The sequence below is a fragment of the Microbacterium sp. AISO3 genome (assembly GCF_002204305.1).
Classification (GTDB): Bacteria; Actinomycetota; Actinomycetes; order Actinomycetales; family Microbacteriaceae; genus Microbacterium; species Microbacterium arborescens.
On the sequence record NZ_NHRF01000011.1, the window covers coordinates 11,591 to 34,534 of the forward strand.

Here is a 22,944-nt window from a genome sequence, read left to right on the forward strand (position 1 = left end):
TGCCGCATACCCGGCGCGTCGCCCGCGATCCCTTGCATCCGCGCACCCGAGGCACCGGCTCAGGACGTCAGCGGCACACCCGTCATCCGTCGCCCCGGCGCCCAGCCGAAGAGGAGCAGCGCCGCAGCGAAACTGATCGGCCCGACCAGGTGGAAGACCTGCGACAGCGCAGACACGTCACCACCCGAGGTGCCGAAGGTGTCGGCGATCGACATCCCGATCGAGAATCCGGCGAACAGCCGCAGGAACAGCGCGGCCCCGATGATCGAGAGGTACAGGATGCCGAGCCGGCGGGGCGTCAGCCATGCCCCTCCCCTCGTCAGCGCGGCGACTGTCACAGCGGCTGCCGCCACCAGCCACACCCCGCCCCACACGGCCACCGACTGTGCAGCCAGCGCCGGATCGAAACCGTCGGCCGCGATCATCTCGGCGTAGATGGCGCTCAACTCGTAGCCGGGCACCTTGGCGAGCGGGTTCCACACCAGCAGATCGAGCGCGCCGAGCACGAGCAACACCGTGATGAACACGAGCCCCGCGATCGCGACCGGCCGCCGCCGGGCGAGCGGCGAAGACCGGTCCTCCAGGACGAGCGGCGTCGAGCGCCAGGCAGCGGCCAGCCCGACCGCGGCGCCGCCGACCGTGAGGCCGACGCCCGCCGCGCTCACCTCCGCTGCCAGGGGATGCGCCGCGGCGAGCGCGAGGAGGAGGATGCCGAACGCGGTGACCGCGAACGCGACCCTCACGACCGCCGATCGCGACAGCGCGGCCGCGCCGATGAAGAGGGCGATGGCGAGCAGCACTCCCCCGAAGAGGGCCACGCTGAGCACGGAGCGTCCGACGGCGAGCGCAAGCTCGATGACAGCCGGAATGGCGACCGCAGGCGAGCCGAGATCCGCCGTCAGCCAGAGCGCGGCCGAGGTCGCTCCGACCGCGGCGAGCAGCGAGACACCCCGCCGGCTCAGCCTCCGCGAAGCGGTGCCTCGGGGCTCACCGGTCAGCATCGGAGCGTCGCGATCCGCGGTGAGCGCGACCGCGATCGCGCCGCGCACGACGTCACCCCGGCGCACCCCGGCTTCGTGAGCCCCCGCGACATCCGCCCGCCACTGCTCGAGATGGCGTGCGCGCGACGCGGCCGGCATCGTCCGGCTCACCGCTCGAAGGACGAGGTCGAGGTCGAGGTTCACGCGATCGCTCCCCTCGCGTCACCGCGGCCACGCCCGGGCTCGGGCTCCTGCCGACGCGCGCGGCGTCGCTGCATCCGCACCGCATGCTCATCGACGGCGGCGCGGGCTGCGGCGAGGCCGTCCGGCGTCAGGCGGTACAGGCGCCGCCGGGGTCCGCTGCGGCTCGGGTCGACCTCCCACTCAGAGGTCACCCACTCCATCGACTCGAGGCGTTCGAGGATCGGGTACACCGTTCCCGCGGGCCGCCCCGTTGTGCTGACGATGCGCAGCCCCCACACTCCCTCGGCTTCGAGGGTCAGAATCTCGAGCACGTCCACCGTGGCCGGCGTGATGCGTTTGAGCGGCTGCATGCTCGCACTCTATCTCTATATACCTAGAGATAGAGTGGGAGTCGGGCCGAGATGCAAGGCATCCGTCTCGACACCCCGGCCCGGATGCCGCTCCCCCGGCGCGTCGCACACGATCGCTTGCATCCGCGCACCGGCCGACACAGCGCACCGGCCGACACAGATCAGGGCGGTCCAGGTCAGGGCCGATCGTCGAGCACGCGGCCGATCTCGCGCCGGCTCGACACACCGAGCCGGCGCATGATGTTGGCGACGTGGTAGTCGACGGTCCGTTTCGAGAGGTGCAGGATGCCCGCGATCTCACCACTCGTGTATCCCTGGCCGACGGCTCGGGCGACCTTGCGCTGCTGCTCGGTCAGCCGCGCCGCAGGTTGCCCGCTCCGGTCCCCGAGCATCAGCTCGGCGGTCGATTGCGCCACGATGGCTTCGTACCTCTCGGCCAGCCCCGCCGCTCCCAGGTCGGAGAGTTCGGCGCTGGCCTCTTCATAGGCGGCCAGCGCCCGCACCGGGTCGGGCACCCCGAGCGTGCCGAAGCGGCTGTAGTAGATGCCCGCCACCGTTCGGACCCAGGCCCGGCCCAGCGGATCGAGGTCGGGCGACAGGCGGTCGAGGGAACGCGCGACGGCATCGGCCGCCTCGGGGTGCCGTCCGTCGTACTCGGCCAGGATCGACACGTACGCCCAGTAGTACGCGCTCTGCTCCGCACCCTCCATCCGCGCCCAGATCGCGACGCCGCGGCGGAACTCGTCGATGCGGCCGAGGTGCCACGCGGCCAGCAGGTTCAGCATCCACCACTCGTCGCGCCGGTACGGCCGCCGGTAACCCGGCTCGGCGGCATCCTCGAGCGTCCGCCTCAGCCCGGTCCAGTCGCTTCGCGTGATCGCCACCATCAGTCGGGCATGCGTCAGCACCATGTGCGCGAGGAACGACGGAGTGTCTCGGCAGAGCAGTTCGGCGCGTTCGAGCACGAGCCCGCCGGCCTCGAGGTCGCCGCGAAGAGCGAGCAGCAGCCCGTGCACGGCCAGAGCCTGCGGCTCGAGCCAGTCGTGTTCCACCGATTCGAGGGGCGCGACGGTCGCGCGCACGACATCCACGGCATCCCGCCACCGGCCCTGCCGGATGCGGACGAACGCGAGCTCGACCTCACCGTGGATCCTCACGCCGGGTCTCCACTCGGGAGCGAGCCGGGCGCCGCGGCCCAGGTTGATCGCTGCTTCACCGAGACGGCCGGCGGTGTGCTCGATGCTGCCGAGGCAGATGAGCGCGAGCGCGTGGTCGGCGGTGAGGGTGTTGCGCATCCGGAGGGGCGCGATCGTCTCGGCGAGGGCGCGGCGTGCGCTCATGCCCCCGCCGGTGTGCAGTTCGACGAGCGCATCGAGGCCGAGCAGGTCGAAGTGCAGGTACGGGGGAAGCGCGGCCGCGCCCTCGCCGGCATCAGCGGATGCGGTCGCCACCGCGGCACGCGCCGCATCGATGCACTCGCGCGCCCGGACCCACGCGCCCGAGGCGGCAGCGCCGGTGGCGAGGTAGGTCAGCAGCAACGGCAGCAGGGGCCCCTCCTCGCCGAGAGGGTCGGGGTCCGCTCCCGGGAGGCTGTCGCGGGCGACCGCCGTGATGCGCGACATCGCACTGTCGAGGTCTCCTGCGCCGATTCTCAGCACGGCGAGCACCCCATCGCGGAGGACGCCCGCGGACATCGCGGCGACGTCGGCCCGGTGCGCTTCCAGCAGGTCGGCGCGATACGCCCGGAGCGCGATGGAGCAGGCGAGAGGCAGCCCCTCGGCGTCGCCCTGCGCGTGCGCGCTCATCGCGGTGCGCACCGCGACCACGGCCTCGCGCCGCCGCCACGCCGCGCGGGCCTCGATGATGAGCTGGTCCGTCGCCATCTGCTTCCTTCGGTTCGGGTCAGTCTGCCAGGCCCGATGGCCAGGGACACCACACAGCGCCCGGTCGGAATTCGCGTCGCGGCGTCCACCCGGTCGCGAGTAGCATTCGCCGTCACGCCGTGACCGCCGGACGGCTCTCGGGGCGGGAGAGCCGACACGCCGGTTAGGCTGACGGGGTCGTCCAGCCCTCGACGGAAAGAGCTCCCGATGTTCGAGATCATGACCGTCTGCACCGGTAACGTGTGCCGCTCCCCGCTCGCCGAGCAGCTCCTGCGCACGCGTCTGGCGGGACTGCCCGGAGCCGTCACCAGCGGCGGCACCTACGACATGGGCGGTGCGCCGATGCCGGCCGAAGCCCAGCGCCTCGCGGTCGAGAACGGCGTGAGCGCCGAGATGGCCGACGCGCACCGCTCGCAGCTCATCTCGCCGGCGCGCCTGTCGTCGCCGGATCTGATCCTGGCGATGGCGCGCGAGCACCGCCGCAGCATCGTCGAGCTCGCACCCAGCCGCCTGCGCGCGGCGTTCACGCTTCGTGAGTTCGCGCGGCTGGCTGCCGACGCGAGCGACGACGAGATCCGCGGCGCCGCGGATGCGGCAGGCGACGATCCGTCGGCGCGTCTGCGTGCCGCCGTCGCCGTCGTCGCGTCACACCGGGGCATGGCGCTGCCGCCCGAGTCTCCCGACGACGACGACGTCATCGACCCCTACCGCCGCTCGTGGAACACCTACCAGCTGTCCGGGTCGCAGCTCGTACCGGCGATCGACGAGGTCGTCCGAGCCGTCCGTCTGGCCGTCGCCGCCTGACAGGCCCACCACCCCGCCGACCAGGTCGACTCGCCGCTGAACGCGGATCCTGCACCGCGAGCATCCGCAGTTCCTGGCGAACCGACCGAGGACGGGCTCAACCCGGGGCCTACGGGAGGATGACGGCGCCACCGGGAAGTGTGCCGTCTCCTCCGGTGTCCCCGCCCGTGCCGTCGCCGCCGGACGATCCGTCGCCAGTGCCGGAGCCGTCTCCGCCGGTATCCCCTCCGCCGGTGTCGCCGCCCGTGGCGGGATCGCTCGGTGTGGGCTCGGGGGTGACCGTGCCGCCCGTGTCGCTGTTGCCGCTCCCCGTGCCCGGGCTGGTCGACCCGCGGCCGGTGGTGTTCCGCGCGGCCTCGCGCTCGGCGATGATCGCGGCGATCGCCCGTTCGTGGTCGCGGTGCAGCGCGTCGACGAGCGGCGGATACGCGACCATCTCAGCAGCCCCGAGGCCACCGGCGGCCTGCGCGGCAGGCACGGCAGCAGCGGCCGCGGTCACAGCGTCGCGGAACGACGGCAGCGCCTCGGCGTACTCGGTCACCTCTGCCTCCGCGGAGGCCGGGAAGCTCGCGCCCAGCGCCGCGATCGAACCCACGAACGCATCGCGGAGGGCGACGACCTGGCTTCGCACGGCCCGCGTCTGCTCGGTCATCGCCGTCAGCTCATCGGAGCGCTCGCGCACGACGTCGATCTGGGCTCCGACCTGCGCGAGGTCATCCGTGTCGATCGCGGGCCGGGTATATGCGGCGGGAGTCGACGGCACCTCGATCGCGTCGAGTCCGGCCCGGAGGTCGGCGACCGCCTGCACTGCGGCCGCCCGCGCGGACTCGTCGACGTATCCGGCGACCGTCGCGAGCGCGGGCTCGACCCCGTCGGCCTCGGCGCGCGCCTCGGCCATGAGGGTCTCGATGCGGGTGACACCTGACTGCACGGCCTGCTCGCCGTTGGCGAGGGAGGCCTCATCGACCGAAAGCGCTCGAAGAGCGGATGCCGCGGGGCTGGCGTTCGCGAACTGGATGGCGCCGAACACGCCGACCACGGTGACGACGGCGACAGCGAGCACGGCGAACGCGACGTTGAGCCAATCGGTGCGCTTGTGACCGCGACGCGGCATCTTCGGAGCGCCCGACTTACCCGCGATGTGCACGGGGCTCGCGGACTGTGCGGCGGCGGCGACCATCGCGACGAGCTGCCCGGTCTCATCGGGTCGGGCGAGTGGGACGGCCTGCTCCATCCGCGGGGGGCCGACGAGCGCGGCGAGGCGGCGCTCGTCGATGATGCTGTCCGCGGCGCGGATGCCGTCGTCGCCCGATCGGCGATCGTCGGTGAAGAGATCGGCGAGAGAGTTCATCCGGAAGTGCCTCGGACTCGGACTCGGGCGCACGGAAAGCGCGCGGATGTCGGTGGAGCGTCTGGTCTCGTGAAAGGATACCCGGCGACACCGACGACAGGAGAAACGTGGAACTCCACGACTACATCCGCATCCTGCGCCGCAACATCGTTCTGATCATCGCGACCACGCTGATCGGCATCGCCGCGGGCGCGGCGTCGGCGCTCCTGACGCCGCCGCGTTACGACGCCACGACTCAGCTGTTCGTGGCGACGCAGTCCTCGGGCGATGCGTCCAACAATGAGCTGCGACAGGGCACCGACTTCGCCCGGCAGGCGGTTCAGAGCTACGTCAACATCATCCCGACGGCGCTCGTCCTCGACCCGGTGATCGCCGATCTCGGCCTCGACGAGAGCGCCGCGCAGCTCGCCGAGCGGGTCTCGGTCTCGGCGACCCAGAACACCGTCGTCATTTCCATCACCGTGTCCGACCCGGGTCCCGAGGGCGCGGCGCGCATCGCCAATGCGATCGCCGACAGCTTCACGACCGTCGTGTCCGAACAGCTCGAGCGCTCGACCGCCGAGCGTCCGAGCCCGGTGCGGATCGAGACGGTCCAGCCGGCCCAGGTGCCGGTCGATCCCGCGGCCCCGAACATGCGCCTCGCGCTCGCCCTCGGCGCGCTGGTGGGTCTCGCCGCGGGTATCGCCGTCGCGATCCTGCGGGCGGTCGCCGACACCCGCATCCGCACCGTCGAGGACGTCGAGAAGATCGTGCCCGCTCCGCTGCTGGGGGGAATCGCGCTCGACCCGGAGTCGAAGAAGCGGCCCCTCATCGTCGCCGCCTCCGCCCGCGACCCCCGCGCGGAGGCCTTCCGCGCGCTGCGCACGAACGTGCAGTTCCTCACGACGACCGGCGGGCCGCTGGCGTTCGTCGTGACGAGCGCGAACCCGTCGGAGGGGAAGTCCACCACCGCCGCCAATCTCGCGATCGCCTTCGCCGAAGCGGGGTCGAAAGTCGTCCTCGTGGATGCCGATCTGCGGCGCCCGAAGACGGCGGAGTATTTCGGCATCGAGGGCGGCGTGGGACTCTCCGACGTCCTGGTGTCCCGCGCGAGCCTGCTCGACGTGCTCCAGCGGTGGGGCCAGGGGACGCTGTTCATCCTCCCCTCTGGCGCTGTCCCGCCGAATCCCGCGGAACTGCTCGGATCCACCACGATGTCCAAGCTCCTGGACGAGCTGCGAACCGCGTTCGACGTCGTCATCATCGACGCCCCGCCGGTGCTCGCGGTGACGGATGCCGCTGTCGTCGGCCGCGCCGTCGATGGCGTCATCCTCGTCGCGGCGGCGGGCTCCACCACCCGCGCGCGCCTCACCTCGGCGGTGAAGAACATCGAGACCGCCGGATCGCGTATCGCCGGGACCGTCGTGACGATGCTGCCGACGGCGGGTGCCGACAAGACCTCGTACGGCGTTTACGCCTACGTCGCAAAGGGCGATTGATCGTCCGAACCCACCTCTTGTCCGGTACCGGATGAGCCGTGTGGAACAATGACAGAGCCGTCGCACCGGACACTCATAGGGGGAATTACTACGTGGAACTCCGCGATTACCTGCGCATCCTGCACAGGAATTGGATTCTCCTTCTCGCTCTCCTGATCATCGGAACAGGAGCCGGGGCGGCATATGCCCTGCTTCAGACGCCGCGGTACGAGGCATCGACCAGCCTGTACGTCTCGGTCCGCACCGAGGGTGCCGCCACGGGAGAACTCGTGCAGGGCACGACGTTCGCCCGCCAGATGGTCACCAGTTACGTCGACGTCATCCCGACCTCGCTCGTCCTCGACCCGGTGATCGAGGAGCTCGATCTCGACCAGACCGTCGCTCAGCTCGCGTCGCGCATCACGGCGACCACTCCGGTGAACACGGTGCTGATCAATATCGGCGTGACCGACACCGACCCCGAGCTCGCCGCAAGAATCGCGAACGCGACCGCCGACAGCTTCACCACAGCGGTGCAGAACACCATCGAGCGCCCCGCGGACGGTCAGGGGACGAGCCCCGTCCAGGTCACCGTGACCCAGCTCGCGACCGCGCCCGAGGCGCCCGCGAGCCCGAATGTCCCGCTGTACATCGCCGTCGGGGCGCTGCTGGGCCTCGCCCTCGGCGTCGGCTTCGCCGTCCTGCGGTCGGTGCTCGACACCCGTATCCACACGCTGCACGACATCGAGCAGCTCACCGACAGGCCCATGCTGGGCGGCATCGCGTTCGACAACGAAGCGTCGAAGCGGCCCCTGATCGTGCACGCCGATCCCCGCAGTCCCCGTGCCGAGTCGTTCCGCACCCTTCGCACGAACCTGCAGTTCCTGAACGTCGAAGACGGCCCGCGCAGCTTCGTCGTCTCGAGCGCCGGCCCCGGCGAGGGCAAGTCGACCACGACCGCGAACCTCGCGATCGCCCTGGCCGAGACCGGCGCCCGGGTCGCGCTCGTCGACGGCGACCTGCGACTCCCCCGCGTCGCCGACTACATGGGCATCGAGGGCGGCGTCGGCCTCACCGACGTCATCATCGGACGCGTCCCGCTGGTCGACGCGCTGCAGAAGTGGGGCCAGAACCAGCTGTTCGTGCTGCCCAGCGGCCCGGTGCCGCCGAACCCGAGCGAGCTGCTGGGGTCGAGCTCGATGGACAACGTGCTCGCGGCTCTCACCGAGCACTTCGACTACGTGCTCATCGACGCGCCGCCGCTGCTGCTCGTCACCGATGCCGCGGTGCTCAGCAAGAAGACCCGCGGTGTCATCATGGTCGCCGCCTCGGGCCGCACGAAGAAACAGGAGCTGCAGGGAGCGTTCCGCACACTCGACACAGCCGGCGGAACGCTGCTCGGTGTCGTCGTGACGATGCTCCCGACAAAGGGACCCGACAGCTACGGCTACGGCGCCTATACCTACGGTTCGACGCACGTCGTCGACCAGGCGCCCGTTCAGCTCAGCCGCGCCGACGCCAAAGCCAAGCGGCGAGCGGACCGCGCCGAGTCGACGGGCGTGCGTCGCAGCTGAAGCCCCTGGTTCTCGATCGAACGAGCCCGCGAAGTCGTAGAGCTTCGCGGGCTCGTTCGTTCACACGGTGCGATGACTCAGCCCGCGGGACAGACGACGATGCCCGGCGCCTCCGCCAGCGGGGCCGCAGCACCGCACAGGTCGGCTCCGCCCAGGTCGAGTCGGGGGTAGCCGGCGATGTTCTCGGGCGGAGCGTCGAGCAGCGCGACGTGCGCGCCGGACATCACGACGACCGCGACGAGTCCGCCCCAGTGCGTCGCGATCCAGTCGGCCTCGACCGAGGCGACGGCGGCCGCCTGCTCGCGCTGCGCCGCGAGCTCCGTGCCATCCCGACCGGCAGCGGTGACCCCGGCGCTGCTCCCGGAGACGACGAGGCAGCCCGCGAGAGCGGCGGACACCACCACAGATGCCGCGCGCGCGGCGGCTCCCGACCGCCACAGCTGTCGCACTGCCGGGATGAGCGCCGCCACGAGCACGGGAGCGAACGCGAGGATGCCGGGGGCCGGATGCCGCACCCACAGCGGCAGGTGGCCGGCGGTCGACCACCAGCCGACGAAAGCTCCGAATCCGAGCACGGCTGCGGCGGCGAGGTGCGCGCGCGGCTCCGCGGCGAGCGTCGCCCAGAACCGATCGGTGCTCGGCCGGTAGCGCAGCACGAGACCGGCGATCAGCACGACGATCGCGAGCACGACGGCGGCGACGACGACGGCGGCGGGCAGGTACCAGGACGAGGCGAGGGTCGTCAGCTTCTCGCCGAACGTGGTGTGCGCGACCTGTCCCCCGCTCCGGATGAAGTCGCGGGTCGCGCGCAGGTGGTCGACGAAGCCGCGGGGTCCGAGCGAGATGAAGGCGAAGATCTCGACGAGCACGGTCGGCACCGCCAGGGCGATCGCGGGCGCGATCAGGGCGCGCAGGCGCCGCATCCAGGGCCGCCCGTGCTGGAGCAGCAGCACCGCGACGACGAAGGCGGGGAGCGAGAGCAGGGCGATGTACTTCGCCTGGATCGCGAGTCCCACGAGAAGCCCCGCCAGCCACGGGCGCGTGCGCAGCGCGACGAGCGCCCAGGCGAGCAGGGCGGCTGCCGGTACCTCGCCGAGCACGTCGGCGGGACCCTGGATCGGTGAGGGCAGCGCGGCGGCGGTGAACGCGAGCGGGACGGCGACGGCGACGAGCGCGCCCCAGCGTCCGCCGATCCGGCGGCCCAGGATGCCGACAGCGACGAGCAGCGCGACGAAATACGCCGCCGGCACGAGACGGCCGCCGACGACCAGGTCGACGCCGGTCGCGAGCACGGCGGCGATCGGCAGGAGCACGACCGGTCCCGTCGAGATGCGCGCGTCGAAGGGCGTCAGCTCGCTGCCCGAGAGGGTGCCGTCGCTGGTGTAGCCGAGTCCTTGGAGGAGGTTGACGGGCACGGTCAGGTTGAACGCCTCGTCCTCCCAGAGCCGCGTGGCCGAGATGCTCTGCCAGAGGACGATCCCGTGGGCGGCGACGAGAAGCGCCGCGACGATCCAGAATGCGACGGTCCGGAGCGTGCGGGTCACGTCAGGCCTCCTGGCGAGCCTGCTCGCGCACGCCGCGCATGGGGGCAGCCGGGCGCAGCGAGAGCCGCCACAGCTCGATCAAGGCGTCGCGCGCGAAGGCCCGCAGGCGCGGCGGTGGCAGCATCGGCTGTCCGCTGGTCCCCCACATGGTGCCGGTCGTCTCAGCGCCGCGGCGCGGAAGACTCCGAACGGCGACGTAGCGCACGCTCATGCGCCGGCGCGCTTCCGCGAGCGAGAAGTGCACGTGCGGCACGAGCGCATCGGCGCCGACGGCGTCGAGCAGCGTCGCGATCACCTCGGGCCGGTAGGCGCGGAGCGGGGTGTTGATGTCGGGCACTGCGCGTCCCGCGAATGGGCGGACGATGAGCCGCAGGCCGGCGCTCAGCACACGGCGGTACCAGGGATCATCGCGGCCGCGGCGCACGCCGTGCACCACGTCTGCGCCCTCCGACTCCACAGCCCCCACGACACGTGCGATGTCCTCGCCGGCGAACTGCCCGTCGCCGTCCACGTGGACGATGAGGTCCGCTGATGTCGCGAGCCCGGCACGGTAGGCGGCGAGCGCGGTGGGGCCGTGTCCGCGGTTGGCGGGCTGGGTCTGCACCTCGACGCCGGGCAGCTCGAGGTGCGCGACGACAGACGCGGTGGCGTCCGTCGATCGGTCGTCGGCCACGATGATGTCGAGGCGGTCGCAACGCGACGCGAGATGCTCGTGGATCTCCTTGAGGAACCCGGCGATCCCGTCGGCCTCGTTGTACGCGGGCATGACGATGGCGATATGCGTGAAACTCACGTGGCTCCCCGTGCTTTCCGGTGATGTCCCCGGGCGCGGACAACGCCTGTAGCCTAGTCGAGCCATGTCACTGCCCCCTCGCGTGAAGCGCGCTGCCGCTCTGAGCGCGCGCTTCCTCACCGTCGGTGGCATCAGCACTCTCATCGAGGTCGTCACCTTCAACATCCTGCTGTTCGGGCTCGGATGGGATGCCGTCGCCGCGAAGATCGTCGCGTCGCTCGTGGCTCTCGTGAACGCCTACTTCGGCAACCGGCAATGGACGTTCAAAGACCGTGCCCGTCGGCGTCGCTGGGTCGAGATCACACTGTTCGTGATCGTCAACGCCGTCTGCACCGCGCTCGGTGCGCTCCTCGTGTGGGGCGGCGTCGAGGCGGCATCCGCTGTGCTCGGACGCCCCGCCGGACCATTCGTCGTGAACGTCGTCAACCTCGTGAGCATCGTCGTCGTCGTGCTCGCCCGCTTCGGCTTCTATCACTCGGTCGTCTTCCGCGCGTCACCGACCGAGCCCGCCGCGCGCTAGCCCGACCGCCACCGAGGACGCATCCCCCCGCCGAGGACGCACCTCCCGCGGTGCGTGCTCGCGTCGACGGTGCGCGTTCGCGTCCCACGCCGCGTCTCGCGCCGACTGCGAACGCGCGAGTCCCCGCGACCGCCGTCCGGCCGCGGGGACTCGTGCTCGTGCTCGTGCTCGGTCAGTCCCCCATCGAGATGCCGGTGAAGTCGATCCACCAGCTCTTCGGCTGCTCGTAGCCGGTGACGGCCGACGACATCGCACGGGGCGCGGTGTCGTTGACGACGAACAGCCATGCGGCGTCCTCGGTCACCAGATGGCCGACCTCGGTCAGCAGCGCGGCGCGCTCCTCGTCGTCGACCGTGGTGAGCGCCTGGTCGTACAGCGCCTCGGCCTCGGGGTTGCAGTATCCGAAGAAGTTGCCGTCGCAGCCGAACCAGAAACCCTTCCAGCTCGAGGGCTGCTCGAGGCTGAAGGCCTGGTTGGCGGCCTGCCAGCCGGTGTCGCCTTCGCCGAGCTTGGCGTACATGCCCGAGAAGTCGACGGGCTCGAGCGAGACGTTGATGCCGACGGCCGCGAGCTGCGTCTGCAGCGCCTCGTTCATCGACTTCGCCTGCATCGCTCCCGAGCCGGCGGTGATGTAGCCGACCGTGACGTCGAGCCCGTCCGGGTAGCCGGCCTCGGCGAGCAGTGCCTTCGCCTTCTCGGGGTCGTAGTCGTAGAGGTCGTCGTCCTCGGTGTAGTACAGGCTCGCGCTGGCGAACATCTGGTGCGCCGGCACGGCTGTGCCGTGCAGCAGGTCGTCGGCGATGGCCTCGCGGTCGATGGCGTAGTTCATCGCCTGGCGCACCCGGATGTCGTCGAACGGCGCCTCACCGGTCATGAGCTGCCACGACCACTCCCAGTCGAAGGCGTTGCCGGTGGCGACGAAGCCGGCCGACTCGAGGCTGGCGAGGTCGTCGGGCTGAGCCGCCTCGATCCAGTCGACGCGGCCCGAGCGGAGGGCGGCCGTGCGGGCGGACGGGTCGGGGATGAGCTCGACCGTCAGCCGGTCGAGCTGGGGCACCTCGCCCCAGTAGTCGTCGTTGCGGACGAACGAGATCGACTGGTTCTGCTGCAGCTCGTCGAACACGAACGGGCCGGTGCCGACGGGGTTCGTGGCCTGACCTGCGGCGCCGTCCTCGTCGAGCGAGGTGGGGCTGGCGAAGTAGACGTTGTAGAGGTCGGCGAGGAAGAACGCGAAGGGCTGGTTGAGGGTGAACGTCACCGTCATGTCGTCGACCTTCTCGACCGAGTCGACGAAGGTCAGCACCGTGTAATAGGTGATGAGAACGGGGTCGTAGTTCGGATCGGTCTCATCCATGTACCGGTTGATGTTGTAGATGAGGGCGTCGGCGTCCCAATCGGTGCCGTCATGGAAGGTGACGCCATCCTGCAGGGTGAAGGTGTAGCTGAGGCCGTCGTCTGCGACCTCCCACGACGACGCGAGGGCGGGGGCAACCCCGGCGGGCGCGTTGGGATCGGAGACGTCGCGCTTGGTGAGGCCCTCGTAGACGAGGTTGCCGATCAGACGCTGCCCCTCGTAGCCGGCGGTCGTGATGGCGCCGGTGTCGAGGCTCGGGAACGACGCCATCTGCGAGCCGATGACGAGCGTCTGCTCGCCGTCCTCCGACGACGAGGCACCGGCCGCGCACGACGACAGGGCGAGGGCGGCGGCGAGGGCGACGGTGACGCCGAGCAGCGTCCGGCGTCGCGGTGAGGTGAGGGATGGCATGGTTCTCCTGGAGGTGGAGGCCACGTCGCAACGGGGCCGGTGAGTGGGTGCGGGGTGTGGTGCCTTCAGGCGGGGATCGGGTGACGTGCCGCCAGAAGCTCTCGGGTGTACGCGTCCGACGGTGCGCTCAGCACGTCGGCGGTGCGGCCGCCCTCGACCGCGCGGCCGCGGTTGAGGACGAGCAGGTCGTCGGCGATGTGCTCGACGACGGCCAGGTCGTGGGTGATGAAGAACATGGCCACGCCGAGCTCGGACTGCAGCTCGGCGAAGGTGTTGAGCACCTGCGCCTGCACCGACTTGTCGAGCGCCGAGACCGCTTCGTCGCAGACGAGGAGCTTGGGTCGTCCGGCGATGGCGCGGGCGATGGCGATGCGCTGCGCCTGCCCGCCCGATAGCTCGTACGCGTAGGCGTGGGCGTAGTCCGCGGAGAGGCTGACGGTCTGCAGCAGGTCGTTGATGCGCCCCCGCCACTCGCGCCGGGCGATGCCCTGCGCCGACAGCTGGAACGCCAGGCTCTCCCCCACGGTGGCGGTGGGGTTGAGGGCGTTGCGCGGGTCCTGCGGCACGAGCTGGAAGTCGCGTCGGGCACGCCGCAGCTGGGTGCGGCTCAGCGCGAACAGGTCGCGGCCGGCGAGCCGCACGGTGCCGGCATCCGGCCTCATCAGGCGCATGACGATGCGGCCGAGCGTCGACTTGCCGCTGCCCGACTCGCCGACGATCCCGAGCGTGCGGCCGGGTTCGATGCGGAAGTCCACGCCGTGCAGCGCGGTGAAGTCGCCGAACGTCTTGACGATTCCCTGGCCTTCGAGGATGGCGCTCACTGGGCGAACTCGCTTTCTGCCGCGACGGCGTGACCGGGGGCGACCTCGAGCAGCGGGCCCCAATCGCGGCGCGACCGCACCGCTTCGGGCACGACGGCGAGCTGTCCGCGGGGGACGCCCGCGGAGGGCTCGGCCGCGAGCAGCGCGCGGGTGTAGTCGTGGCGGGGCGAGCCGAGCAGCGCCGGCGCGAAACCGAGCTCGACGATCTGGCCGCCCAGCATGACGGCGACGCGGTCGTGCGGCTGCGACGCGATGCGTGCGGCGATCCCGATGTCGTGGGTGATGAAGAGGATGGCGGTGTGCAGCCGGTGCCGCAGGTCGTCGAGCAGCCCGACCACGTGGGCTCCGACCGAGGCGTCGAGCGCGCTCGAGGGCTCGTCCGCGACGATGAGCTCGGGTCCGCAGCTGATCGCGATGGCGATCGCGATGCGCTGCCGCATCCCGCCCGACACCTCGTGCGGGTAGCAGCGGATGACGCGACGCGGCTCGCGGATCTGCACCTGATCGAGCAGTTCGACGGCACGCTCCTTCGCCGAGGCCCGGGTCGCGACCTGCCGGTGCTGCAGCAGCGTCTCGGCGATCTGGGCGCCGATCTGGCGCATCGGGTCGAGCGACGAATTGGGGTCCTGCGGCACGACGCCGATGCGGTCTCCGTGGAGCGCCCGCAGCTGGGCGCGCGATCCGGCCACCAGGTCGACGCCGTCGAACACAGCACTGCCGGTCACCGTGGCGCTCGGCGGAGCGAGGCCGGTGATGGCCCGCGCGAACACGGTCTTGCCGCTGCCCGATTCGCCGAGCAGCACGGTGACCTGGCCGCGCTCGAGCCCGAGCCCGATGCCGTCGATGACGGTGCTGGGGGTCTTGCCCGGGCGCGGGAACGAGACCCGGATGTCGGTGGCGTCCAGCACGAGCGGCACCGTCGGCGCGAGACCGCCGGCGGGGACGGTGGCGAGCAGATCGCTCATGACTGGCCTCCCTTTCCGGCGATCGCGTCGCGCAGGCCGTCGCCGACGAGGGGGAAGAGCATCGACAGCATGAGGATGACGACGACCGGCGCGAGCGCGAGCGACACGTCGGTGTAGACCGCCGCCTGCATCTCGAACAGGATCGAGCCGAGCTCCGGCTGCGGCGACGGCACCCCGAGGCCGATGAACCCGAGTCCGCCCGCGATCGCGACGTTGGCCCCGACGAGCGACGTCGAGTACGCGAGCACCGCCGGCAGGGCCACGGGGATGATCTGGCGCACGAGGATGTCGATGTCGGTCGCCCCGCTCGACCGCGCCGCGGTGACGAAGTCGAGGTCGCGGATGCGGGCGACCTCGGTCTCGGCTATGCGCGCGACCGGAGCGATCCAGACGAGCGTCAGGGCGAGGATGAGGGTGCCGAGTCCGACGCCGAGCGAGATCGCGAGGAGCAGCGCGAGCAGCACCCCGGGAAAGGCGAAGAGCAAGTCGACGCCGCGCATCAGGATCGTGTTGACCGTCTTGTTGGCGAGTCCCGCGATCGTGCCGATCGCGAGTCCGAGCACGGTCGCGATCACGATCGGCACCACGCCGGCGACGAGCGAGGTGCGGGTGCCGTACAGCAGGCGACTCAGCATGTCGCGGCCCTGCGTGTCGGTGCCCAGCAGATGCCCGTCGGTGAGGAACGGCGAGAGCCGGGCCGACAGGTCGCCCCCGAGCGGGTCGGCGATCGGGAGCAGCGGTGCGGTGACGGCGAACACGGCCAGCAGCAGGATGATCGACAGCGCGACACGGCTGCGCAGCGGCATCCGTCGGAGAATCGAGCGGCGGCGGAAGCGGGGAGCTGCCTCGATCGGCACCCGCTCCTTAATGAGGATGGAGGTCACGCGCGTCCCTTTCTGATCCGCGGGTCGAGCAGGGCGTTGATGACGTCGGCGAGCAGCAGCACGACGACGAAGATGACGGCGATGAGCAGGGCGACGGCCTGCACGAGCGTGTAATCGCGCAGCCCCACCGACTGGACGACGAGCGCGCCGAGACCGGGGATGCTGAAGATCTGCTCGACGAAGAGGGCGCCGCCCAGCATCGTGCCGACCTGGATGCCCAGCACGGTGATCATGGGTGGCAGCGCGTTGTGGTGAGCGTGCACCGTGATGCGCCACGGTGAGAGCCCGCGGGCGCGGAGCGTCGGCAGCAGCTCGGACGCCGACAGGGTCGAGATCGAGGTCTTCAGCGACCGGGCCATCTGCGCGCCAGGCGCGAGGGCGAGGGCGATCGCGGGAAGCGCGAGGTGCGTCAGCACGTCGACCGGCGACCCGTCCCCGCGCGTGCTGATGCCGCCCGCGGGGAAGAGCGGCACCAGCACCGCGAAAGCGATGAGCAGCAGCAGGGCAACGGTGTACTGCGGCGCCGACAGGAACAGCGCCTCGGCGGCGTCGACGGTTCGGCGCAGTCCACGCCACGGCGACGTCGCCAGGTTGCCCATCACGATCGCCAGGAGGATGGCGATGACGCTCGCGGCGGTGCCCAGAAGCAGGGTGTTCTGCAGCGCCGGGCCGATGATCTCGGTGACCGGGCGGCCCTGGCTGTACGAGTACCCGAGGTCGCCCGAGAACAGATGCCCGAGCCAGATCGTGAACTGGGCCAGGAGGGGCTGGTCGAGTCCCATCACCGTGCGCAGCCGCGCCCGCTCGTCGGGCGTACTGTCGGTACCGAGGATCGTGAGCGCCGGGTCGCCCGGAATGGCTCGGATCGCGAAGAACACGACGATCGCGATGAACAGCGCCGTGACGATCGTCATCGCGAGCCGTCCGACGACGAGCCGGATGAGCCGGTTTTGCGCTATGGCTTTGTAGTCCATAATTGGAATTAGTAGTGGAGCGGTGTTACGGCCGGGTTTCCGAACCGTGAAAGTGTCGAACACGGCACCGTGACACGACGCCCCGTTAGCATCGACGAAACCGGCACCGCGCGGCTGCGCGCTCCCACCGCCGGCGAAAGGACTGAGATGGCCCTGCGGCACGCGATCCTCGCAGCACTCTCGCGCGGTCGCCCGCGCACCGGGTACGACCTCAACGCGAGCTTCAACGACGTCAACGACCGGGCATGGCACGCCAGCCCGTCGCAGGTCTACTCCGAGCTCGCGAAGATGGAGGGCCTCGGCCTCATCGACATCACGGAGCGCACGGAGCGCGGGCGCACGAGTTACGTCATCAACGATCAGGGTCTCGACGAGCTCCGTCGCTGGCTGCTGCACGACCAGCCCGATCACGGCATCCGCGACGACGCGTCGTTGCGCCTGCTCAACCTCTGGGTGCTCGACCCGGGCGACGCCGACCGTCTACTCGACGCCGAGGTCGCCTTCCAGCGCCAGCGCCAGTTCAGCCTGCGGCACCTGCTGCTCAACTGGGACGACGATCGCGAAGACCCCGACAGTGCCGTGTGGCGAAGCCGCCGGGCGCTCTACACGCTGTGGCTGCGCCAGACCGACCTGATGCTCGAGTGGCTCGACGAGCTGCGAGCCGTGCTCCACGATCCTGCGACCCCGTTCCCCGAGCTAGTGACGGGCGCGGTCCCCGAGAAGGTCTGACTCCTCGCGACCGCGCCCGCCCGACGGTCAGGCCCCGATCGTCCCGAGATCGGCGGCCGTGCGCCCGTATCCGGGCGTGGTGAAACGACGGTCCCAGGCGGCATCGGGCGCGAGCAGCTCGCGCCAGGGGGCGACCTCGACGTAGAGCACGCGCAGCGAGTCGAGCGCGCTGCGGTGCAGGGCCTCACCGTCGGTCGAGACCGCGTCCTCGGGAACCGCGACGTCGAAGTTCTTCATCATGCCGGTGCGCGACGTCGTCTCGACGCACACGTTCGTCTGCAAGCCTGCGACGACGAGGCGGGTGACGTCGAGGTTGCGCAGGATCTGGTCGAGGTCGGTGTTGAAGAACGCATCCCACCGGTGCTTCTCCATCACGATGTCGCCCGGTGCGGGCGCGACCGCGTCGAGGATGCGCGAGCCCCAGTCGCTGTCGGCGCCGATCGGCGACTCGTCGGGCGCGGGCGCATCGGCGAGCAGGCGGCGCATGCTGGGCGTCATGTCGGCACCGTCGGCCCGTGACGTCTGCCGCGTGTAGATCACCGGGACGCCGGCTTCCCGGGCGGCGGCGAGCAGCGAGGCGCACTCGTCGACGACGCGGTCGAACTCCCAGATGGGCGGCCAGCCGAGCGCACTGCGGCGCTCCTGCTGCAGGTACATGTTCTGCATGTCGATCATGATCAACGCGGTGCGAGCGGTCATGCCGTTCCCAATCTCGTAGTGTGGTTTGATAGTCCAATTCTGTTATAGAGTCTGGATGTTTCTTCAGTGTTTCCGCTATGGAGGTCTGCGTGTCCGCATCGTCGAGGTCGGCACCCCTCTCGCCCACGAGACGCCGGCGGGTGTTCGCCGTGCTCGTCGCGGCCGCCGCGCTGACGATCCTCGACGTGTCGAAGCTCGGCATCGCCCTGCCCGCCATCCAGGCCGATATGGGCGGCGACCCCGCCACGGTGCAGATCATGCTCGTCGGCTACACGCTTGCTTACGCGGCGACGCTCGTTCCCGCGGGGCGGATCGGCGACGTCCTGCCGCGACGCACGGTCTTCCTGGTCGGCGCATCGATCTTCGTCGCTGCGAGTATCGCGTGCACGGTCGCTCCAACGACGGAGCTTCTCGTCGCCGGCCGGATCGTCGAAGGTGTCGGGGCCGGCCTGCTCATGCCTCAGGTGCTGGGGCTGATCCAGCGCATCTACCCTGCCGCCGAGCGTGCCCGCCCCCTCGCGACGCTCGCCGCCGTCATGACGGTCACCTCCCTCGGCGCGCCCGTGCTGGCCGGGGTGATCATGGATGCCGCCGGCGATGCCCTCGGCTGGCGCCTGCTCTTCGTCGTCACCGTGGTCGCCGGCGCTGTGGTCGTCCCGCTCGCCGCGGTCATGATCGTCGAACCGCCGTCGGTGCGACGCGCGGGCTTCGACCTGGGCGGCGCGACTTTGCTCGGACTGGGAGTGGTGCTGGCGATCGCGCCGCTGTCGGCGTCGTCCGGATCACTCCCCGACACGCTCTGGCCGTATCTGATCACCGCCGCTGGCTTCGTGCTGATCTTCGTCTTCGTGCTGTACGAGCGCCGCGTGGCCCGTCGTGGCCGAGAGCCCCTCATCGATCCCGAGCTGTTCGGGCTTCGCCACTTCGGCTCCGGAGTCGCTGTCTCGGGGTTCATGCACGCCGCCGCGACGGGTGGCACGCTCATCGTCACGATCGCGCTCCAGCAGATCGTCGGATTGTCTCCTCTCGAGACCGCCCTGTGGATGCTCCCCTCGGCCATCGCGAGCCTTACGGGCGCGTGGATCGCCTCGCGCGTCGGCGCGACCAACGGCCCGCTCGTCGCGATCGGCACCGCCACCGGAGCCCTCGCCCTCGCGGCCATCGGCTTCGCTTTCGGCTTCGTTCCCGCCGACGAGCTGCCGTGGGTCGTCGTCGCACTGCTGAGCATCAGCTCGCTCGGCGCCGGAGCGGCCGCGCCCGCCAACCAGGCCCGTACCCTGCAATACGCACCGGAGCACCGTTCGAGTGTCGCCGGATCACTGATCCAGTTCGCCCAGCGCTCCGGTTCCGCCATCGGCATGGCCGCCGCAATGGTCGTCTACTACACGTTCTTCGCCGTGCCCACGATCGGTGGTCAACCTGCGGCGGGGCCCATGCTCGCCCTGTGGGTCGTCGCCGGACTCCTCGCCGTCGGTGGAGTGATCGCGACGATCGACCACGTGCGCAATCACGGTGCGGCAACGGCGCCTGGCAGCGGCGAACACCCAGCCGGGCACGATGAAGAGCGCGCGGACGAGGCTTTGGACCGCGGCCTGCTCGTTGCCAACGCGACGAGAAAAAGCCGTTGACAGCCATCCACTCCGGGGTCTGGGAGTACTGACCTCGGCCGTTGTTGATTCGGTGGATGGGTGCGCGGCCTCCGATGCCGAGGTGGCGTCTCTCTAAGTAGTAGTGGTCAAACCCTGCCGTCAACCCTGCTCGGCGGTCACTGTTTGAGGTCAAAGGCCGAGCGTATGTCCACTCGGTAGCGCGGGTCCGGTTGGGGCGTTCGACTTCCCCGTTAGTCCAGCGACAGTGCGGACGGATGAACTTCTGCGTGATGCCGTGAGCGTCGATCGCGGCACGGAACGTGCCGAGTGGCGGTACACGAACGCGCCGTCGCTGATGAGCCGCTCAACGTTCACTCCTGGCGGCTCGGCAGAACGTCATGGTTCGATTGAGGACTTCTACCGTGCTGGCGCCTTTCTCGTCATCGTAGAGCTGCGCATGGGCGACGCGTGAGTTACCGTCGATGACGGTGTACACATAGGCGTAGCCCGGACCGCATTTGCGAGCGGGACGTTCGACGCGCCCATTCAGGTGCCACCCGCCGCCATCCGGAGTCTGTATGGGCTCCTTCACGTCGACGTGGATCGACGACCCGGGGTGGTCGTGCTCGTAACGCATCGCGGATCGACAGCTCGCGCGGATCACCGTCCCGGTTGCCGAGTCCAGCTCGCGCAGCAGCGGCACGGCGGCAGGACCTCCACGAACTTCGTCGCCTGCAGTCCGCTCGTAGCACAGTTGGAGCGCCGCGGGTCCGATGAGTCAGGTCACGCAGCGTTCCACATCGCCACCGGAATTGCCGTCGTTAGAGCCGGGAGACGATCGGCACGACGATCTGCGACAGTCGTGTGCCGCTCCCTCCAAGCGCTTCAACCGTCAGCTTCGCCGCCGAGCTACCGGCAGACAGGGTCCGCTCGATCACCTGCTCATTCATCCCGGCCCCAAGCGCGACAGTAGTCGATGCTATTCCGGGGCCCGAGAATCGGATCCGGTCAGGCGAGCGCCGCGAGGTCGCCGCAACGACGCAGCGAACCGACACAGCACCGTCGGAGCGAGCGTGCGCCTCCGCTCGCATCGGAACCGGATCGCCGCTCAGCAACGAGATGTCGATGTTGATACTCGTCTCGAACAGGACAGTGACCCGGTGAATCACGCCGCCCGCGATCTTCGCCGCACTAGGGCGGATGAACACTCGACGATCCCCGGGCCCGAAGGTCACGAGCATGCTCGCTTGCCCACGTTTCAACGTCAGACTATGCGCGTTGACCTCGCGCCCCGCATCCCCCGAGTGCATGACCGAGCCATCGGAGAAGCGCAACTCGTCCCCCTCTTTCACGAGGAGGGGAAGAGTCTGTCGGCACTCGCCGGAGCGTTGTGTGGCGAACGCAAAGCCCAAGCCTCCATCCCAATACTTCCAACGGATCGCGTAGTCCTGGGCGTTGGGTGTCGCCTCCGCGCGCTGCGAAAAGAATCCACTCACATCATTCACGGCAGAGGAGTCGATCGCCGGGGCGCTAGAGGTGAGACCTTCGAAGTAACTACTTGTAGAACTGGACCGTCTCGTCGAGAACGTTTTGTCGGGCCCAGCCGTCTCCCACCCCTCCGGGACATCCGGGTCGTTCGTACCGACCAGCACCGTCCCCATAACGGGACTCCAGAGAGTGCCCAACTGTCGAGTTGACAGCCCGGACGGGTGCGCGCCGAACACGCCAGCCGCGTAGTACGAGGGGCGTCGCACGAACAGATAGATATCCCCGGCAGAACCGTTGGCCAATTTCGAGAATCGCGAGTCCACGAGCACGGGAAGCGAAGCTTCTCGGGCTTCGCGCGCAGCCGCGGTGGGACCGACGGGAGCGAGTGGCCCGTACATCCAGGTACGTGGCGACGTGTGCGGCTTGATGAGCGGCTTGATTGGGTCGCTCGACGAACGAAACTCCGCCCGAACCTTGGCCTTTTCTTCTCGCGTGGGAAGGAGTAGAGCAATATCCGGCACTGCATCTAGGAACGTTTTGGCGAGCGCCGCGCGGTCGTCGAGATCATCGGCGGGCCGGTAGAGCGAACTCGTCACATTTCTGTTGTTCATCGCCGGCACAAGAGAGAACACCTTCACGCCAGGCTCCGGGACAACGACGTACCGCATGAAGTCCACGTACCGCTGGACCATAGGCACAATGCCCGGATGACTCGTATGGAGATAGAGCCACGCGAGATCGGGCATGGCCACCGCGAAGTTGTATCCGAAGTCCATGCCGTACGGTTCGTGAGGGAACCCTGCCGGAGCGACACCGTTTTCGAGGAGGAAGGACAGCCGCTCGTCGATCTGACCCTGCGTTACCGCGGGGTGTTCCAGCACCTGGAGAGCTCGTTGCGCGCCCACGAGGCCACCGCCAACCTGGTTGAAGTAGCGGATGGGGGTCTCCCAGTGTTCCGCCGTCTGGTCCATGAACCACTCCAGGGCCCTACTGATACTCGCGGCCAGCTTCTGCTGGCTAACCCGAGACGCGCCGGCGTCTCGAAGCAGCTCGAAGGCGTCGGCCTGCGCGACCATCCCGAAGGTCGTCGAAGCCAGCGATGAGCGTCCGCGATACTCGGGGTACGAGCCATCAGAGAGCTGGAGTCGCGTGTAGTACTCAATCGCCGCTTCGAGCCGCGTCAGGAGCGCTGGACTTCTGTAGAGTTCCGCGTCCTCCCGATTCCAGGCCCGCTCGTTCGCATAGAACCAAGCGAGCGTCGAGACATGCTCCATGATGCGGGAGTTCATCTTGCTGTGGGTGCGCTCCGGTCTCCACCATCCGCCACCCATGAAGCCGAGGTCGGGCCCTTCACCCACAATGTCATTCGCCATGGGAACAACGCTCATGAGGTACCGAGCGAACACTTGTTGCTCGTCTGCGAACAGGTCTCTGGCCGGGGCTGGGAATGACCTGAGGCTGGGGAGGGTGGAGCTTTCCGGCCCAGGAGAACCCGGAGCTAGAACGGGGACCAATCCGACGACTCCCAAACCGGCCGCCAGGCGCAGCATGGCCCGGCGCGTCAACCCAC

The 22,944-nt window shown here is 69.8% G+C and carries 20 protein-coding genes and 1 pseudogene; 6 read left to right on the forward strand and 15 right to left on the reverse strand.

Annotation, left to right across the window (positions count from 1 at the left end):
- Positions 1-59: 59 nt before the first annotated feature.
- The 3 genes from CBF90_RS14285 to CBF90_RS14295 all read right to left on the reverse strand — a co-directional run bounded on the left by CBF90_RS14285 (position 60) and on the right by CBF90_RS14295 (position 3,417).
- A complete protein-coding gene (locus tag CBF90_RS14285; RefSeq protein WP_088380907.1) occupies positions 60-1,184 on the reverse strand; it encodes a hypothetical protein in 1,125 nt (374 codons plus the stop codon).
- Positions 1,181-1,534, reverse strand: coding sequence for a PadR family transcriptional regulator (locus CBF90_RS14290; RefSeq protein ID WP_088380908.1), 354 nt, complete (start codon positions 1,532-1,534; stop codon positions 1,181-1,183). Before CBF90_RS14290 ends, CBF90_RS14285 begins: the two co-directional genes overlap by 4 nt.
- Positions 1,535-1,710: 176 nt before the next feature.
- Positions 1,711-3,417: a LuxR family transcriptional regulator gene (locus tag CBF90_RS14295; RefSeq protein WP_023954229.1), complete on the reverse strand. Its 1,707-nt coding sequence runs from the start codon at positions 3,415-3,417 to the stop codon at positions 1,711-1,713.
- Positions 3,418-3,624: 207 nt separating this feature from the next.
- Here CBF90_RS14295 and CBF90_RS14300 point away from each other — a divergent pair, with 207 nt between their 5' ends.
- The gene (locus tag CBF90_RS14300) at positions 3,625-4,221 is read left to right on the forward strand and encodes a low molecular weight phosphatase family protein (protein WP_071919100.1); all 597 of its coding nucleotides are present in this window, start codon (positions 3,625-3,627) and stop codon (positions 4,219-4,221) included.
- A gap of 109 nt (positions 4,222-4,330) precedes the next feature.
- On the opposite strand, the gene CBF90_RS14305 is transcribed toward CBF90_RS14300, so the two are convergent.
- On the reverse strand, positions 4,331-5,572 hold the full coding sequence (locus tag CBF90_RS14305; protein WP_088380909.1) for a hypothetical protein: 1,242 nt from the start codon (positions 5,570-5,572) through the stop codon (positions 4,331-4,333).
- A gap of 107 nt (positions 5,573-5,679) precedes the next feature.
- Between CBF90_RS14305 and CBF90_RS14310 the strand changes: the two genes are divergently transcribed.
- Entirely contained in the window at positions 5,680-7,050 is a 1,371-nt protein-coding gene (locus CBF90_RS14310; RefSeq protein ID WP_064955406.1) for a polysaccharide biosynthesis tyrosine autokinase, read from the forward strand.
- 92 nt (positions 7,051-7,142) lie between these two features.
- The gene (locus CBF90_RS14315; RefSeq protein WP_088380910.1) at positions 7,143-8,603 is read left to right on the forward strand and encodes a polysaccharide biosynthesis tyrosine autokinase; all 1,461 of its coding nucleotides are present in this window, start codon (positions 7,143-7,145) and stop codon (positions 8,601-8,603) included.
- Between the two features lie 77 nt (positions 8,604-8,680).
- Here the strand turns inward: CBF90_RS14315 and CBF90_RS14320 are convergent, their stop codons facing one another.
- Both CBF90_RS14320 and CBF90_RS14325 read right to left on the reverse strand, forming a co-directional pair.
- Positions 8,681-10,147: a glycosyltransferase 87 family protein gene (locus CBF90_RS14320; RefSeq protein WP_064955408.1), complete on the reverse strand. Its 1,467-nt coding sequence runs from the start codon at positions 10,145-10,147 to the stop codon at positions 8,681-8,683.
- Between the two features lies 1 nt (position 10,148).
- Positions 10,149-10,940, reverse strand: coding sequence for a glycosyltransferase family 2 protein (locus CBF90_RS14325; RefSeq protein ID WP_172407858.1), 792 nt, complete (start codon positions 10,938-10,940; stop codon positions 10,149-10,151).
- Positions 10,941-11,004: 64 nt separating this feature from the next.
- Between CBF90_RS14325 and CBF90_RS14330 the strand changes: the two genes are divergently transcribed.
- Positions 11,005-11,460, forward strand: coding sequence for a GtrA family protein (locus tag CBF90_RS14330; protein WP_088380912.1), 456 nt, complete (start codon positions 11,005-11,007; stop codon positions 11,458-11,460).
- A gap of 172 nt (positions 11,461-11,632) precedes the next feature.
- On the opposite strand, the gene CBF90_RS14340 is transcribed toward CBF90_RS14330, so the two are convergent.
- From CBF90_RS14340 to CBF90_RS14360, 5 genes are all read right to left on the reverse strand, one after another.
- Positions 11,633-13,225: an ABC transporter substrate-binding protein gene (locus CBF90_RS14340; RefSeq protein WP_088380914.1), complete on the reverse strand. Its 1,593-nt coding sequence runs from the start codon at positions 13,223-13,225 to the stop codon at positions 11,633-11,635.
- 65 nt (positions 13,226-13,290) lie between these two features.
- Positions 13,291-14,046 (reverse strand): ABC transporter ATP-binding protein, encoded by a 756-nt coding sequence (locus CBF90_RS14345; protein ID WP_088380915.1) that lies wholly within the window; start codon positions 14,044-14,046, stop codon positions 13,291-13,293.
- On the reverse strand, positions 14,043-15,011 hold the full coding sequence (locus CBF90_RS14350; RefSeq protein ID WP_023954209.1) for an ABC transporter ATP-binding protein: 969 nt from the start codon (positions 15,009-15,011) through the stop codon (positions 14,043-14,045). The genes CBF90_RS14345 and CBF90_RS14350 overlap by 4 nt, the downstream gene beginning before the upstream one ends.
- On the reverse strand, positions 15,008-15,895 hold the full coding sequence (locus CBF90_RS14355) for an ABC transporter permease (protein ID WP_023954207.1): 888 nt from the start codon (positions 15,893-15,895) through the stop codon (positions 15,008-15,010). Before CBF90_RS14355 ends, CBF90_RS14350 begins: the two co-directional genes overlap by 4 nt.
- The gene (locus tag CBF90_RS14360) at positions 15,892-16,869 is read right to left on the reverse strand and encodes an ABC transporter permease (protein WP_023954205.1); all 978 of its coding nucleotides are present in this window, start codon (positions 16,867-16,869) and stop codon (positions 15,892-15,894) included. The genes CBF90_RS14355 and CBF90_RS14360 overlap by 4 nt, the downstream gene beginning before the upstream one ends.
- Positions 16,870-17,016: 147 nt before the next feature.
- On the opposite strand from CBF90_RS14360, the gene CBF90_RS14365 reads away from it, so the two are divergent.
- The gene (locus CBF90_RS14365) at positions 17,017-17,598 is read left to right on the forward strand and encodes a PadR family transcriptional regulator (RefSeq protein WP_023954203.1); all 582 of its coding nucleotides are present in this window, start codon (positions 17,017-17,019) and stop codon (positions 17,596-17,598) included.
- A 27-nt stretch (positions 17,599-17,625) separates the two neighbouring features.
- On the opposite strand, the gene CBF90_RS14370 is transcribed toward CBF90_RS14365, so the two are convergent.
- Positions 17,626-18,297 (reverse strand): cysteine hydrolase family protein, encoded by a 672-nt coding sequence (locus CBF90_RS14370; RefSeq protein WP_023954201.1) that lies wholly within the window; start codon positions 18,295-18,297, stop codon positions 17,626-17,628.
- 89 nt (positions 18,298-18,386) lie between these two features.
- Here CBF90_RS14370 and CBF90_RS14375 point away from each other — a divergent pair, with 89 nt between their 5' ends.
- Positions 18,387-19,925 carry an MFS transporter gene (locus CBF90_RS14375; protein ID WP_172407859.1) on the forward strand — a complete coding sequence of 513 codons (1,539 nt, stop codon included), beginning with the start codon at positions 18,387-18,389 and terminating at the stop codon, positions 19,923-19,925.
- Between the two features lie 70 nt (positions 19,926-19,995).
- On the opposite strand, the pseudogene CBF90_RS18935 reads toward CBF90_RS14375, so the two are convergent.
- The 3 genes and pseudogenes from CBF90_RS18935 to CBF90_RS14390 form a co-directional block, all read right to left on the reverse strand.
- A pseudogene (locus CBF90_RS18935) lies at positions 19,996-20,193 on the reverse strand (integrase core domain-containing protein); the annotation flags it as partial.
- Positions 20,194-20,250: 57 nt separating this feature from the next.
- A complete protein-coding gene (locus CBF90_RS14385; RefSeq protein ID WP_088380917.1) occupies positions 20,251-20,589 on the reverse strand; it encodes a DDE-type integrase/transposase/recombinase in 339 nt (112 codons plus the stop codon).
- Positions 20,590-20,707: 118 nt separating this feature from the next.
- Positions 20,708-22,747, reverse strand: a complete 2,040-nt coding sequence (locus tag CBF90_RS14390) for a hypothetical protein (RefSeq protein WP_141097174.1) — start codon at positions 22,745-22,747, stop codon at positions 20,708-20,710.
- Between the last annotated feature and the right edge of the window lie 197 nt (positions 22,748-22,944).

Excerpts from the sequence above, each read along its gene's own strand:
- CBF90_RS14290 (WP_088380908.1), bottom strand. The coding sequence starts at position 1,534 with ATGCAGCCGCTCAAACGCATCACGCCGGCCACGGTGGACGTGCTCGAG.
- CBF90_RS14295 (WP_023954229.1), bottom strand. The coding sequence starts at position 3,417 with ATGGCGACGGACCAGCTCATCATCGAGGCCCGCGCGGCGTGGCGGCGG.
- CBF90_RS14300 (WP_071919100.1), top strand. The coding sequence starts at position 3,625 with ATGTTCGAGATCATGACCGTCTGCACCGGTAACGTGTGCCGCTCCCCG.
- CBF90_RS14305 (WP_088380909.1), bottom strand. The coding sequence starts at position 5,572 with ATGAACTCTCTCGCCGATCTCTTCACCGACGATCGCCGATCGGGCGAC.
- CBF90_RS14330 (WP_088380912.1), top strand. The coding sequence starts at position 11,005 with ATGTCACTGCCCCCTCGCGTGAAGCGCGCTGCCGCTCTGAGCGCGCGC.
- CBF90_RS14340 (WP_088380914.1), bottom strand. The coding sequence starts at position 13,225 with ATGCCATCCCTCACCTCACCGCGACGCCGGACGCTGCTCGGCGTCACC.
- CBF90_RS14350 (WP_023954209.1), bottom strand. The coding sequence starts at position 15,011 with ATGAGCGATCTGCTCGCCACCGTCCCCGCCGGCGGTCTCGCGCCGACG.
- CBF90_RS14360 (WP_023954205.1), bottom strand. The coding sequence starts at position 16,869 with ATGGACTACAAAGCCATAGCGCAAAACCGGCTCATCCGGCTCGTCGTC.
- CBF90_RS14365 (WP_023954203.1), top strand. The coding sequence starts at position 17,017 with ATGGCCCTGCGGCACGCGATCCTCGCAGCACTCTCGCGCGGTCGCCCG.
- CBF90_RS14370 (WP_023954201.1), bottom strand. The coding sequence starts at position 18,297 with ATGACCGCTCGCACCGCGTTGATCATGATCGACATGCAGAACATGTAC.
- CBF90_RS14390 (WP_141097174.1), bottom strand. The coding sequence starts at position 22,747 with ATGGCGAATGACATTGTGGGTGAAGGGCCCGACCTCGGCTTCATGGGT.